This is a genomic window from Bradyrhizobium sp. CCBAU 11430 (genome assembly GCF_028128855.1).
In the GTDB taxonomy this organism is placed as follows: Bacteria; Pseudomonadota; Alphaproteobacteria; order Rhizobiales; family Xanthobacteraceae; genus Bradyrhizobium; species Bradyrhizobium ottawaense.
This window is the reverse complement of the sequence record NZ_LBJV01000067.1, coordinates 142,230-155,238: the sequence shown is the minus strand read 5'-3', so window position 1 is coordinate 155,238 and position 13,009 is coordinate 142,230. Positions and strand designations below refer to the sequence as shown.

Annotated in this window: 11 protein-coding genes; 3 read left to right on the top strand and 8 right to left on the bottom strand. The window is 64.3% G+C overall.

Annotated features, from left to right (window positions below):
* Window positions 1-34 precede the first annotated feature (34 nt).
* The 7 genes from XI04_RS26880 to XI04_RS26850 all read right to left on the bottom strand — a co-directional run bounded on the left by XI04_RS26880 (window position 35) and on the right by XI04_RS26850 (window position 7,409).
* Window positions 35-1,840 (bottom strand): methyl-accepting chemotaxis protein, encoded by a 1,806-nt coding sequence (locus XI04_RS26880; RefSeq protein ID WP_212476424.1) that lies wholly within the window; start codon window positions 1,838-1,840, stop codon window positions 35-37.
* A 61-nt stretch (window positions 1,841-1,901) separates the two neighbouring features.
* The gene (locus tag XI04_RS26875; RefSeq protein ID WP_038949575.1) at window positions 1,902-2,390 is read right to left on the bottom strand and encodes a chemotaxis protein CheW; all 489 of its coding nucleotides are present in this window, start codon (window positions 2,388-2,390) and stop codon (window positions 1,902-1,904) included.
* A gap of 62 nt (window positions 2,391-2,452) precedes the next feature.
* Window positions 2,453-4,150, bottom strand: a complete 1,698-nt coding sequence (locus tag XI04_RS26870) for a methyl-accepting chemotaxis protein (protein WP_271608440.1) — start codon at window positions 4,148-4,150, stop codon at window positions 2,453-2,455.
* A gap of 37 nt (window positions 4,151-4,187) precedes the next feature.
* Window positions 4,188-4,649 carry a chemotaxis protein CheW gene (locus tag XI04_RS26865; protein WP_038949573.1) on the bottom strand — a complete coding sequence of 154 codons (462 nt, stop codon included), beginning with the start codon at window positions 4,647-4,649 and terminating at the stop codon, window positions 4,188-4,190.
* Window positions 4,649-6,724 (bottom strand): chemotaxis protein CheA, encoded by a 2,076-nt coding sequence (locus XI04_RS26860; protein WP_271623804.1) that lies wholly within the window; start codon window positions 6,722-6,724, stop codon window positions 4,649-4,651. Before XI04_RS26860 ends, XI04_RS26865 begins: the two co-directional genes overlap by 1 nt.
* The gene (locus XI04_RS26855) at window positions 6,721-7,086 is read right to left on the bottom strand and encodes a response regulator (RefSeq protein ID WP_018317043.1); all 366 of its coding nucleotides are present in this window, start codon (window positions 7,084-7,086) and stop codon (window positions 6,721-6,723) included. Before XI04_RS26855 ends, XI04_RS26860 begins: the two co-directional genes overlap by 4 nt.
* Window positions 7,086-7,409 (bottom strand): STAS domain-containing protein, encoded by a 324-nt coding sequence (locus tag XI04_RS26850; protein ID WP_018317042.1) that lies wholly within the window; start codon window positions 7,407-7,409, stop codon window positions 7,086-7,088. The genes XI04_RS26855 and XI04_RS26850 overlap by 1 nt, the downstream gene beginning before the upstream one ends.
* 271 nt (window positions 7,410-7,680) lie before the next feature.
* Here XI04_RS26850 and XI04_RS26845 point away from each other — a divergent pair, with 271 nt between their 5' ends.
* The 3 genes from XI04_RS26845 (at window position 7,681) to XI04_RS26835 (ending at window position 11,827) form a co-directional block, all read left to right on the top strand.
* Window positions 7,681-8,802, top strand: coding sequence for an HD domain-containing phosphohydrolase (locus tag XI04_RS26845; protein ID WP_028142300.1), 1,122 nt, complete (start codon window positions 7,681-7,683; stop codon window positions 8,800-8,802).
* A 187-nt stretch (window positions 8,803-8,989) separates the two neighbouring features.
* Window positions 8,990-9,658 carry a hypothetical protein gene (locus XI04_RS26840; RefSeq protein ID WP_038972013.1) on the top strand — a complete coding sequence of 223 codons (669 nt, stop codon included), beginning with the start codon at window positions 8,990-8,992 and terminating at the stop codon, window positions 9,656-9,658.
* 18 nt (window positions 9,659-9,676) lie between these two features.
* The gene (locus tag XI04_RS26835; RefSeq protein ID WP_028142298.1) at window positions 9,677-11,827 is read left to right on the top strand and encodes an adenylate/guanylate cyclase domain-containing protein; all 2,151 of its coding nucleotides are present in this window, start codon (window positions 9,677-9,679) and stop codon (window positions 11,825-11,827) included.
* Between the two features lie 8 nt (window positions 11,828-11,835).
* Here the strand turns inward: XI04_RS26835 and pobA are convergent, their stop codons facing one another.
* Complete coding sequence (gene pobA, locus XI04_RS26830; protein WP_038972016.1) at window positions 11,836-13,008, bottom strand: 4-hydroxybenzoate 3-monooxygenase; 1,173 nt, start codon at window positions 13,006-13,008, stop codon at window positions 11,836-11,838.
* Between the last annotated feature and the right edge of the window lies 1 nt (window position 13,009).

The window sequence follows — 13,009 nt, the reverse complement described above, 5'->3', positions numbered from 1 at the left end:
CCACCGTCCCAGGGCAGACCGGCCCGCAAAACTCCTAGCGCTGGAAATCGGCGTCCCGATCGTCCTCGCCGTCATGCATGTCGAAGGCAAAACCGCCGCCACCGGCAACCTTCACGGCGCGGGCCGGCCTGGCCTGCACGACCTTTTTCGCCGGCCGCTCGGCAGCCGCCATGTTGGCCGCCTTGGCGCGCAGCTGGCTCACAGCCCGGTCGATCGGCGCCGGTGCCTGGCTCTTCACGCCGTGCTCGATGCGGAAATAGGCGATGGTGGACTGAAGCTGTTCGGCCTGCGAAGCGAGTTCCTCCGAGGTCGACGACACCTGCTCGGACGCGCTGGCGTTCTGCTGGCCGACCTTGTCGAGCTGCTGGATCGCCTGGTTGATCTGAGCCGATCCGACGTCCTGCTCGCGACAGGCCGCGGTGATCTCCTCAACGAGCTCGGCGGTCCTCTTGATGTCAGGGACCAGCTTGGAGAGCATGGAGCCCGCCTCCTGCGCCACCTTGACGGTGTCGGCCGAGAGCGTGCCGATCTCGGCCGCGGCGGCCTGGCTGCGCTCGGCGAGCTTGCGCACTTCGGAGGCGACCACCGCAAAGCCCTTGCCGTGCTCGCCGGCGCGCGCGGCCTCGACCGCGGCGTTGAGCGCGAGCAGATCGGTCTGCCGTGCGATCTCCTGCACGATCGTGATCTTCTCGGCGATGGTCTGCATCGCGTTGACGGCGCGGCCAACGGCAGCGCCGCTGGCCTCCGCGTCCTTGGCGGATTGCGCGGCGATCTTCTCGGTCTGGTTGGCGTTGTCGGCGTTCTGCTTCACGTTCGAGGCCATCTCCTCCATCGAGGAGGACGCTTCCTCGGCGGACGAGGCCTGCTCGGTCGCGCCCTGCGACAGCTGCTCGGCGCTCGCCGAGAGCTCCTGGCTGCCGGCCGAGACGTTCTGCGCCGCGGTCAGGGCTTCAGACACGATCTGGCGAAGCTTCTCCACCATGCGCTCGAGCGCAAGGCCCAGCGTGTCCTTGTCCGACAGCGGCTTGGCTTCGATCGTGAGGTTGCCCTGCGCGATCTCGTTGGCGACGGCCGCGGTGGCGTTCAGATTGGCGGTCATCGCGTTCAGGGATTTCACGAGATCGCCGATCTCGTCGTTGCCGGAAGCATCGATCTTGTGGCTGAGATCGCCAATCGCGACGGCATCCGCCAGCCCGACGGCCTTGGCGAGGGACCGGCTGATATTGAGCGAGATCCAGACTGCGCCGATCGCGGCAACGATGAGCGAGACGATGACGAGGACGATCAGAACCAACTGGGCGCGACGGCTGTCTTCGTTGGACTGCACGGCCTGCTCGGCCATCTGCCTCTTCGTATTGGCGACATAGGCTCCCATCGCCTCCGTCGCATCTGCAACCACCTTGCGCCCGTCACCCATCGAGCGCTCGGTTGCCTTGGTCTTATCGGTCTTTGCCAGCCTGATCGTCTCTTCCTGATAGACGTTCATTCGGGCGTAGGCGCTGGCGAAGTTGTCGAGCAGCTTCCTGCCGCCTTCGCTGGCGAGGGCATGGACCTCGTCCCTGATCTTCATGGCCTCATCGCGGAGCTTGGCCGCGTTCACCGCGAATTCCTCGGCCTCGCCTGGCGTTCCCAGAATTGCGTTCTTTTCCGCCCTGACCTGCTGCCAGATGATCTTCTCGACCTCGGCTGCTTTCTCCATCCGCTTGGCGCGAAGCACCATGGAATCTGCGGTCGCGGCCATGTCGGACAACTTCATGTAGCTCACGGCGCCTGCTACCATGAACAGAAGAATGACGACGCCAAACGCGCTGGCGAGCTTGGCTTTGACGGTGAATCTCATTTTCAGTCTCGTTGGTTCGAATTGGGGTGATTACGCGTGACCACGCTTCACTCTTGCAAACTCAGGCGGCGCGAGGCGCATCTGTAGCCGTGTCGCGGCCTTCCGGAACTTCGTCATTGGCCATCAGCTTGGCGAGATCGAAAATCACGACGAACTTCTCGCCCTTGCGGCCGATGCCGGCGGCATAGTCCGATTGCCATTTCCCGCCGACCTCTGGCACGGGCTCGATCGCCTGCTCGTCGATGTCGGTGACCTCGAACACGCAATCGGCGACGAAGCCGACGCCGACCAGGCGGTCCTTCATCGGCACGTCGAGGATGATGATGCGGGTCGCTTCGGTGGCGGCCACGCTGGGCAGGCCGAGCTTGTTCCTGAGATCGACGATCGGATAGCCGCTGCCGCGCACGTCGATCATGCCGAGCAGAAAGTTCGGCGCGTGCGGGAGCCGCGAGATCGGCCGCATGTCGAGAATCTCCCGGACGTTGCGGATGCTGATGCCGAACGTCTCGCCGGCGAGCCCGAGCGTCAGATATTGCGAGGTTGCGGCCATGATGCAGTCCAGGATTCCAGATTGGGAATGGGCACGGTCCGGCATAAGGCCGGACCGGTTGATCAGCGTTGGAACTCGGCGTCGCGATCGTCTTCGCCGTCATTCATGTCGAAGGCGAAGCCACCGCCACCGGCGACTTTCATCGCACGTGCCGGCTTGCGGGCAGGCACCGGCTTCTTCATGCCGCGATCGGCGGCCGCCATGTGAGCAGCCTTGGCCCGGAGCTGACCGACGGCGCGGTCGATCGGCTCGGCTGCCGCTTTCTCTCGGCGCGCAGCTTGCTCGATCCGGAAGAACGAGATGGTGGACTGCAGCTGCTCGGCTTGCGAGGCGAGCTCTTCCGAGGTCGACGACACCTGCTCGGAGGCGCTGGCGTTCTGCTGGCCGACCTTGTCGAGCTGCTGGATCGCCTGGTTGATCTGGGCCGAGCCGACGTCCTGCTCGCGGCAGGCCGCGGTGATCTCCTGCACCAGCTCAGCGGTCTTCTTGATGTCGGGCACGAGCTTGGACAGCATCTGGCCGGCTTCCTGGGCGACCTTCACGCTCTCCGTGGACAGCGTCCCGATGTCGGCTGCGGCGGCCTGGCTGCGCTCGGCAAGCTTACGCACTTCGGAGGCGACCACCGCAAAGCCCTTGCCGTGCTCGCCTGCGCGCGCGGCTTCCACGGCCGCGTTGAGCGCGAGCAGGTCGGTCTGGCGTGCGATCTCCTGCACGATCGTGATCTTCTCGGCGATGGTCTGCATCGCCTCGACGGCACGGCCCACGGCGACACCGCTGGCTTCGGCGTCCTTGGCCGACTGCCCCGCAATCTTCTCGGTCTGGTTGGCGTTGTCGGCATTCTGCTTCACGTTCGAGGCCATCTCCTCCATCGAGGAGGAGGCTTCCTCGGCGGACGAAGCCTGCTCGGTCGCGCCTTGCGAGAGCTGCTCGGCGCTCGCGGACAGCTCCTGGCTTCCGGCGGAGACGTTCTGCGCCGCAGTGATTGCCTCGGCGACGATCTGCCGGAGCTTTTCGACCATCCCATTCAGCGACTTGATGAGATCTCCGATCTCGTCGTTGCTCGCCGAAGGAATGGTCTGGCTGAGATCGCCCTCAGCGACCGCACCTGCAAGGCCAACGGCCCTTCGGAGCGAACGGCTGATCGAGATGGAAATCCAGAGCGCAGCCCCGATCGCGACCGCCAGCGAGATGCCGATCAGCGTCATCAGCAGGAATTGGGCCTGGTGCCCCTCTGCCTTGGACTGGACGGCCTGCTCTGCCATCTGCTTCTTCGTATTGGCGACATAGGCGCCCATGGATTCCATCGCGTCTGCGACGACCTTGCGGCCGTCACCCATCGAGCGCTCCATGGCCTTCGTCTTGTCGGTCTTCGCCAGCCGGATCGTTTCTTCCTGGTAGGTATTCATCTTCGCGTATGTGGCTGCGAAGCTGTCGAGCAGCTTCCTGCCGCCCTCGCTCGCCAGCGCGTAGACTTCGTCCCTGGTCTTCATCGCTTCCTCGCGAAGCCTGGCGGCCTCGGCGGCAAACTGGTCGGCCTGAGCCTCCGTGCCGAGCACCGAGTTCTTCTCGGCGCGCAGCTGAAGCAGGATGTCCTTTTCGATCTGCGTCGCCTTTTCCATGCGGTTTGCGCGCAGAACCATGCTGTCGGCGGTCGCCATCATGTCGCCGAGCTTCATGTAAGCCACGCCGCCCGCGATCCCGGACAGGACGATGATCACGCCGAACGCACTGGCAAGCTTTGCCTTGACGGTAAATCTCATTTCCAGCCCCTACCCCGGTCTCGCCCGAGACCTCATCTCAATTTAGAATGCGTTCCATGTTCGGAACGATGACGAACTCTTCACGCCACTTGGCAATGAAGCGAATGAACTCCGGCTTCCAGTGCATGCCGACGCGCGGTGTTTGCTGCACGTCGGTCTGGGAGATCTCCGTGACCTCGTAGACCTTGTCGGCGGTGACGCCGACCAGGACCGGCTCGCCGTCGAGCTCGAGCTCGATGACCACGATGCGCGTATCGGCGGAATCATCGAGCTGCGGCATGCCGAAGCGGATGCGCAGGTCGGCGAGCGGAATGACGTTGCCGCGCACGTTGATCACGCTAGGAACGAAGGCGCGCGCGCCTGCCACCTTGGTCACGGGGACGGGATCGATGATCTCGCGCACGAGGCCGGCGTCGAGCGCGAACTTCTCCTCGCCAAGGCCGATCATCACGACTTGCATCGCGTCAGCCTGCCGTTCGCCAGCCAAACCATCGTTCATCACGCCGCCTCGCTGATATGCTGCTTCTCGACCTTCGACTGCGCCAACGCGACGAGCTGCGCGACGTCGAGGATCAATGCCGCCGTGCCATCGCCCAGGATGGTCGCGCCCGAGAACATCGTGACATCCGAATGCAGCTTTGAGAGCGACTTGATCACGGTCTGGTGGTTGCCGATGATCTGGTCGGCGACGAGGCCGACGTGAGTCTCACCGGTCGAGATGATGATCGTCTTCTGATGACGGTCGGGCGTGCCCGATGCCGTCATGATCTCGCGCAGCCGGAGGAAGGGCACGAGATTGCCGCGCACGTTGAGGAAATTTCGACCGCGGGAGCGCTCGTCCTCGGCGGTCAGCTCGATGCATTCCTCGACCGCGGACAGCGGAATGATGTAACGGCCTTCGCCGACGCGGATCAGAAGACCTTCGATGATTGCCAGCGTCAGCGGCAGGCGCAGCGTCACCGTGGTGCCCTGGCCTGGCCGGGTCGACAGGTCGATCGAGCCCCGCATGTTCTCGATGGTACGCTTGACCACGTCCATGCCGACGCCACGGCCCGACAGCGCCGAGATGGTCTGCGCGGTCGAGAAGCCGGGATGGAACAGGAACTGATGGATCTCATGATCGGTGAGCACGGCGCCAGTCGCAATCAGCCCCTGCTCTTCGGCTTTGGCACGGACGCGCGCGGTGTTGAGGCCGCCGCCATTGTCATTCACAGTGACGAGCACCTGTGCGCCGGAATGGACGGCCGCGAGCTCGATCCGGCCCTGCTCGGTCTTGCCATTGGCGGCGCGCGTGGCGGTGTCTTCGATACCGTGGTCGACGGCATTGCGGATCAGATGCACCAGCGGATCTGCCAGGCACTCGATCATGGTCTTGTCGAGCTCGGTATCTTCTCCCGAGGTGACGAATTCGACGGGCTTGGACAGATCGCGCGACAGATCATGCACGAGGCGGCGGAAACGGCCGAACAGCGAGCCGATCGGCACCATGCGCGCACCCATCGTGGTATCGCGCAGTGAGGAGGCCAGGCGCTCGATCTCCTCGGCGATCATCTTGATCGAGAGGTCGGAGCCGGAAGCGGCGAGCTGGGTCAGCCGCGCCTGGGCGATGACGAGCTCGCCAACGCGGTCCATCAGCTCGTCGAGGCGCTCGGCCTGGACGCGAACGGTGGCGATGCCGCGATCGTCGCGCTTGGCCTCGAGCTTCGGTTCAGGCTTTGATTCCGATTTCGGCTCCGCCTTTGCGACGAGCTGCTCGGCGACCGGCGCGGCAGCAGCCTCGACCGGCGGCGCAGGCATTTCGACTACCGGAGCCAGCTCCTCGTCGAGCAGCTGGAACAGCGGTGCCGGCGCAGGCGCTTCGACATGCTCCAGGGGCGACAGCGTCAGCTTCATCTCGTCCTGGACGAACATGAAGACGTCGTCGATCGCATCCTTGTCGCAGGCCGCGTGCAGCTTGACGTCCCACTTCAGATAGCAGTCTTCCGGCTCCATCTCGTCGAGGAACGGGACGCCGTCGGTGACAGGCACGACGAAGCAGGGGCCGAGCTTGCAGAGGTCTTCCAGCAGGTCGAGCGGATTCGAGCCGTTGCGCAGGATATGGGTTTCGAATTCCAGATAGAGGTGCCAGCCGGCCTGGTTGCTCCCGGCGGGAGCCAGCGGCGGGGCTTCGGCAATCTCCATCACCGCTGCACCCGGCTGGTCGGCCGAGACGAAGCGCTTGAGGTCGTCGAGGATGGCCTCGCCGATGATGTCGTCGGTCGACTGGGGATCTTCGATCAACGCGCGGATGTAGTCCTTGGCGGCGAGCGCGACCGAGATCAGCTCCTGGGTCGGCTTGATCTCGCCCTTGCGGACGCGGTCGAAGGCGGTCTCGAATTCGTGGGTGAAAGAGGCGACCTTGTCGAAGCCGAACATGGCGCCCGAGCCCTTGATCGTATGCAGGGCGCGGAAGGCGGAATCGACCAGTTCGCGGTCGTCGGGACGCTGGCCGAGATCGAGCAGGGCCCCTTCAAGAACTTCGAAGAGCTCGCTGGCTTCCTGACGAAAGACCTCGGTCGGGTCCATTGCGCTCATGCGCGCACCAGCTTGCCGACCACGGCGAGCAACTGCTCAGGCTTGAACGGTTTGGTGATCCAGCCGGTGGCGCCGGCGCTCTTGGCTTCCTGCTTCACCGTGTCGTTGGATTCGGTCGTCAGGAACACGATGGGCATGCCGACCGCGCTCGGCAGCTTGCGCAGCGCCCGGATCAGCTCCAGCCCGTTCATGACGGGCATGTTGAGGTCGGTGATCACGAGATCGAGCTTGCCGGCCTGCGCCTTGGCGAGCCCTTGCGCACCATCGCCGGCCTCGATCACGCTGTGACCGGCCGGCTCGAGCACCACCTTGATCATTTGCCGGATGCTGGGGGAATCGTCGACGGTCAGAATCGTGGCCATTAGGTGCCATCTTTCTTTTGCGGGAAATGCTGATCGATCATCGCCTCGCTGGTGAAGCCGGCGCGGCGAAGGGTGTTGCGAAGAGACTGTGAGAATGAGGTCAGCACCACCGGGCGGCCCTGGGCCTGCCCCGTCTTGGCTGTCGACAGCAGAAGCTGGATCGAGGTCACGTCGGCCTTGTCGACGCTCGAACAGTCGATCTCGAGCCGCTCCTGGCGGCCGAACGCCTCGCGAATGAGCTCATAGACATTGCGAATGGCCGCGATGCTGCAATCGGCGGGCAACCGCAACGACCACTTCGGCTCCGTGGGATTGAGCGCCATCGCTGCCCCGCCTTTGCTAAAATTCCACTACTCGTTTGACGCGAATCCGGTGAGCAAACCCCTAACACGGGCATCCGTACAACTACGGGTCACATTCTCGCGGAATTCGCGCAACTGTATGCAGGCGTGCACAGCCTCCTGAAATCTTTCATGCGCGGCGCGCATATCCGCGGCGCGGTTGCTCCCGTACGGCGCATTTGCTTCGCGTTAAATTCGCTCGGGTTATGGCGTGGGTTCGTGTCTTTGCCAGCGAAGAGAGCCCCGGCCGCCGATGCTGACCCAAGCACTTCTGGTTGACGACAGCCGCTCCGTCCTCAACTTCCTGAAACGTCACATCGAGGCTGAAGGCCTGGTCGAGGCCACCACCTTCCTCGATCCCGTGGAAGCGCTGACCTGCGCGCGCGAACGCGGCTTCGATCTCGTGCTGGTCGACTACGAGATGCCGCACATGGACGGCATCAGCTTCATCCGCACCTTCCGTGCCCTGCCCGGCTGTGCCGACATCCCGATCGCGATGATCACGTCGCGACAGACCGATGACGTCAAGATGGAAGCGCTGCAGGCCGGTGCAACCGATTTCCTGCCCAAGCAGCCGCAGAGCGTCGAGATGACGGTGCGCCTGCGGAATTTGATTCAGCTTGGTGCAGCCGTACGCAAGCTCAACGACCGTGCGGCGCATCTGGCCAGCGAAGTCGCAGCCGCGACACGAAAGCTCGGCGAACGCGAGGAGGAGATCATCCTGCGGCTCGCGCTCGCGGTCGAATACCGTGACAACGACACCGGCGAGCACACGCTGCGGGTTGCCAGGTACAGCCGCATCATCGCCGAGCAGCTCGGACTGCCGCCCCGGCTTTGCCGCGACATTTATCTGGCTGCGCCCCTGCATGACGTCGGCAAGGTCGCCATTCCCGACAACATTCTGCTCAAGCCCGGCAGGCTGACCGACGACGAGATGGCGGTGATCCGCACCCATGCAACCATCGGCGAGCGGATCCTGGCGGACTCCGGTTGCGAGCTGATCCAGCTCGGTGCGCAAATTGCCGCAGGCCATCACGAACGCTGGGACGGTGCGGGCTATCCAAACGGTCTGAAGGCAGACGAGATTCCGGTCGCCGCGCGCGTGGTCGCGGTGGCCGACGTCTTCGACGCGCTGACGACACGACGACCATATAAAGAGCCGATGCCGATCGAGGTGGCCCGCGGCTATTTGGTCGAGAACAAGGGGCGGCAGTTCGATCCGGCCTGCGTCGAGGCCTTCTTGTCGCGCTGGGACGAGGTGGTCGAGATCGCCGGTGAGCGGGCGACGCCGTTTCACAAGGCCGAGGCTCCGCTCACTCCGATCATGGCGTCTCCGGCCGAGGGCCGTTCGCCCGAGGCTGTCACGGCCACCTGATTTCGCCGTCCGGCCAACAGCTTGGCCCCCTCCTTTGTCGGCGATGGCCGGCTTGAACCACTTCCTGCTAGAGTGCACCAATAATCAAAGAGTGATTCTGGTCACACTTGCCTGGGCGCCTCCGATGCTAAAAATCGGACCGGGACGGGGACCAGCAAATTATCGGTCGAATTGAATGAGAATAGTCATGAGAAGCCTGATCGGCGCTGTTGTCGGCGCGTTCTGTACTGCGGCCCCAGCCTTGGCAGAGACGCCGGCCGCGATCGTCGAGGATGTGCAAGGCAAGGTCGATGGCGTCGAGTTCATGGACTATGTCGCCGCGGGCAAGATCATCAAGCTCGGGCCCAAGGCCAGCATTACGCTCAGCTATCTCAAATCCTGCCTGCGCGAGACCATCAGCGAGGGCGTCGTGCTGGTCGGCGCCGAGCAGAGCACCGTGCAGCTCGGCGACGTGCAGCGCGCCAAGGTGCCCTGTGACACCAAGGCGGCGCAGCTCTCCGAACGCGAGGCGAACCAGAGTGCGGCGACCACGTTCCGGACCATGCGGTCCGACGCCAAGAGCGCTCCGTCCAAGCTGCCGACGATCTATGGCGTCGCGCCCCTGATCCAGGCCAAGAGCGGCAGCACGCTGGTGATCGAGCGCACCGACGGCAAGGAACCCACGATCAGCGTGCCGCTCAAGAACGACATCATGATCCGCGGCAAATTCTATGACTTTGCCAAGGCCGGGAAATCGCTGACCCCGGGCGGCAGCTATCTCGCGAGCCTCGGGGCCAAGCGTTACACCTTCCAGGTCGATGCCAGCGCTACCTCGGCGCCGACCCCGATCATCGGCCGCCTGCTGCGGCTCGAATAAGCAGCCTGCGACCGGGCGATGCGGCGGATCGGGGGACGGGACATCGTTGCGGCGACCCTGATTGCGCTCCTCACGGGCGCGATCTTCACGTCGCCGCCGCTTCAGACCCTGCAAGGCCTTTCGCTCGACATCCTCACGGCGATGCGCGGGAGGCTTCTCGGCGACAGCCGCAACACCGCGACATCGCCGGTCGTCGTCGTGGCGATCGACAGTGAAACCTACGACACACCACCGTTCAAGGGATCGCCGACGCAGACCTGGACGCGCGAGATCGGCCGGGTGCTCGGCAGCATCACCGAGGGCGGCGCCAAGGTGATCGGCTTCGACGTCATCTTTCCGAGCTCAATCGAGCAATCGGAGATTCCTTTTGGCGACACCGCCGTTGGCGGCCGCATGAAGGGATTCGATCGGGATTACCTGATCGCGCTTCGGCAAATCTCCGACAGCGGCAAATTGGTGCTCGGCGAAATCCTGAGCAATGACCATCCGGAAGTGCCCTATCGCGCCCAGCAAGTCGCCGTGCGCAACACCGTGCGGGCGCTCAATGTCCACACCGACCACGACGACGTCATCCGACGGATGCCGCTGAGCTTTGCCATCGAGGGGCGGCCGGTCCCCGCGATGGCGGTCGAGCTCGCTGCGCGCGCGGCGGGCGCAAAGCCCGAGATTGCGTCCTCTGGCGCGACCGAATTGTCCGGCTACGCGATCCCGAGTGCCGTGCCGAATACAATGGCGCTCAACTTCCGGGGGCTGGGACGCGACATCCCGACCTACTCTTTCGTCGATCTGCGCGCCTGCGTCGAAAAGGGTGACCGCGACTTTTTTCGCCGCGCTTTCGACGGCAAGGTCGTGCTGCTTGGTACGGTCCTGAATTTCGAGGACCGCAAGCTCACCTCGATGCGCCTGGCCGGCGGGTATGACGGCACGCCGGCGGCACGATGTGCCCTGCCCGCGCCGGCAAGCACCGTGCAAAAGTCCCGGAGCGACATCGCCGGTGTGTTCGTGCACGCCACCGCGGTCCGAAATCTGATCGAGCGCGATGCCGTGACCGAGCTCGGCTTCCCGATGCGTACCATTCTCACGATCGCGTTCGCGGCGATCATCGCCTGCGCAGCCTGCCTGCTCGCACCGAGTGGCGCGCTGCTCACGTGGTCCGCCCTCACCCTCGTTTATGCAGCCGTAGCCGTCAGCGCGTTCGTCCATGCCTTGGCGCTGCCGCTGACGGAGCCGGCACTCGCCAGCCTTGCCGCGCTCGCGATCATGATCGGCTACCGATTCATGCTGGCCGATCGCGACGAGCGCTTCCTGCGCAAGAGCTTTGCCTTCTATCTCGCGCCCGAGGTCATCGAGACCATGGTCACCTCCGGCAAGATGCCGGCGCTCGGTGGCGAGATGCGCAACGTCACCATGTTCTTCTCCGACCTCAGCGGTTTCTCGTCCATTGCCGAGACCATGACGCCGGGAGCACTGGTGACGCTGATGAACGAATATCTGTCCGCCATGACGGATATCATCGAAGGTCATGGCGGTTACGTCGACAAATACATCGGCGATTCCATCGTCGCGATGTTCGGTGCACCGGCCGACGATCCCGCACACGCCGCCAACGCCGTTCGCGCCGCGCTGAAGTGCCATGAGAAGCTGTCGGAGCTCAATGCGAGCAATCCCGCCTTCGCCGGTCACGGCCTGTCGCATCGCATCGGGCTGAACAGCGGCGAAGCCGTGGTCGGCAATATCGGCTCGCGCCGCCGCTTCAATTACACCGTGATGAGCGACACCGTGAACGTCGCCTCGCGGCTCGAGGGCGCCAACAAATATTACGGCACCGCGATCATGGCCTCGGAGACGACGATGACGCAGAGCGGCGACGCCTTCGCCTGGCGCGAGCTGGACGCGATCAGGGTGCTGGGCCGCGGCGAGGCCATCAAGGTGTTCGAGCCGCTGGCGGAGAGGGACGTGGAGAGTGCCGAACAGGCGAAGGTGACCGCAGCTTATGCGGAAGGACTGGCGTGCTGGCGTGCAAGGGAGTTTGCGAAGGCGGCCGATGCGTTCGGGCAGACGGCAAAGACCGATCCGGCGTCGGCGCTGTTTGCAAAACGCGCCCAGGCATTCACCGCCAATCCGCCGCCTGCGGATTGGACTCCGGTGAATACGCTGGAAGGGAAGTAGCGGCCGCCTTAAAACGGCAGGCCCACGTAATTCTCAGCGAGCAGGCGCTGCGCCGTCTCGGATGAGAGAAGATAATCCAGCTCGGTCTGCTGAAGCCGATCCTCGTATTCGAGCCGGTCGGGAAAGCGATGCAGCAGCATCGTCATCCACCAGGAGAAGCGCTGCGCCTTCCAGATCCGCGCGAGTGCCTTGGCGGAATAGCCTGCAAGGCCGGAATCATCACCGCTCTGATAATGCGCGAGCAAGGCGTGGTAGAGATAATAGATGTCGGACGCCGCGCTGTTCAGCCCGCGCGCCCCTGTCGGTGGCACGATGTGAGCGGCATCGCCGGCGAGGAACAGCCGGCCATAGCTCATCGGCTCGGCGACGAAGCTGCGCAGAGGCGCGATGCTCTTCTCGATCGACGGCCCCGTGATCAACTTGCCGGCGACCTCACCCGGCAGGCGGCGCTTCAGCTCGGCCCAGAACGCATCGTCGCTCCAATCCTCGACCTTGTCGGTCAGCGGCACCTGGATGTAATAGCGGCTCAGCACCTGCGAGCGCAGCGAACAGAGCGCAAAGCCGCGCTCGTGCTTCACGTAGATCAGCTCGGGCGACACCGGCTTGGTGCGCGACAGTACCCCCAGCCAGCCGAACGGATAGACCTTCTCATATTCGCGCAGCACATCCCTCGGGATCGACTTGCGGCTGACGCCGTGAAAGCCGTCGGCTCCGACGATATAGTCGCAATCGACACGGACAGTCTCGCCGTTCGCTCGATAGGTCACGTAGGGCCGGTCCGACGTCAAATCATGCGGCGTCACGTCCTGCGCATTGTGCACGACCTTGCCGCCGAGGCGGTCCCGCGCCTCATAGAGATCGCGCGTCAGCTCGGTCTGGCCGTAGACCAGCACCGAACTGCCGCCGGAATGCTTGTGCAGATCGATCTTGGACAGCACGCCGTCATGGGCGATCTCGAAACCGGTGTGGATCTCGCCCTCGCGGTCCATCCGCTCGCCGCACTGCGCCTCGCGCATCAACTCGGCGAAGCCGTGCTCGAGCACGCCGGCGCGGATGCGGGCGAGCACATGGTCGCGGCTGTATTTCTCCAGCACGACCGCGTCGATGCCCTTCAGGTGCAGCAGCTGGGACAACAACAGCCCGGACGGCCCGCCGCCGATGATACAGACCTGAACCTTCATT

Coding starts and splice junctions, on each gene's coding strand:
- XI04_RS26865 (WP_038949573.1), bottom strand. CDS start 4,649: ATGAACGATGGTTTGGCTGGCGAACGGCAGGCTGACGCGATGCAAGTC.
- XI04_RS26875 (WP_038949575.1), bottom strand. CDS start 2,390: ATGGCCGCAACCTCGCAATATCTGACGCTCGGGCTCGCCGGCGAGACG.
- XI04_RS26850 (WP_018317042.1), bottom strand. CDS start 7,409: ATGGCGCTCAATCCCACGGAGCCGAAGTGGTCGTTGCGGTTGCCCGCC.
- XI04_RS26855 (WP_018317043.1), bottom strand. CDS start 7,086: ATGGCCACGATTCTGACCGTCGACGATTCCCCCAGCATCCGGCAAATG.
- XI04_RS26870 (WP_271608440.1), bottom strand. CDS start 4,150: ATGAGATTTACCGTCAAGGCAAAGCTTGCCAGTGCGTTCGGCGTGATC.
- XI04_RS26860 (WP_271623804.1), bottom strand. CDS start 6,724: ATGAGCGCAATGGACCCGACCGAGGTCTTTCGTCAGGAAGCCAGCGAG.
- XI04_RS26835 (WP_028142298.1), top strand. CDS start 9,677: ATGCGGCGGATCGGGGGACGGGACATCGTTGCGGCGACCCTGATTGCG.
- XI04_RS26880 (WP_212476424.1), bottom strand. CDS start 1,840: ATGAGATTCACCGTCAAAGCCAAGCTCGCCAGCGCGTTTGGCGTCGTC.
- XI04_RS26840 (WP_038972013.1), top strand. CDS start 8,990: ATGAGAAGCCTGATCGGCGCTGTTGTCGGCGCGTTCTGTACTGCGGCC.
- pobA (WP_038972016.1), bottom strand. CDS start 13,008: ATGAAGGTTCAGGTCTGTATCATCGGCGGCGGGCCGTCCGGGCTGTTG.
- XI04_RS26845 (WP_028142300.1), top strand. CDS start 7,681: ATGCTGACCCAAGCACTTCTGGTTGACGACAGCCGCTCCGTCCTCAAC.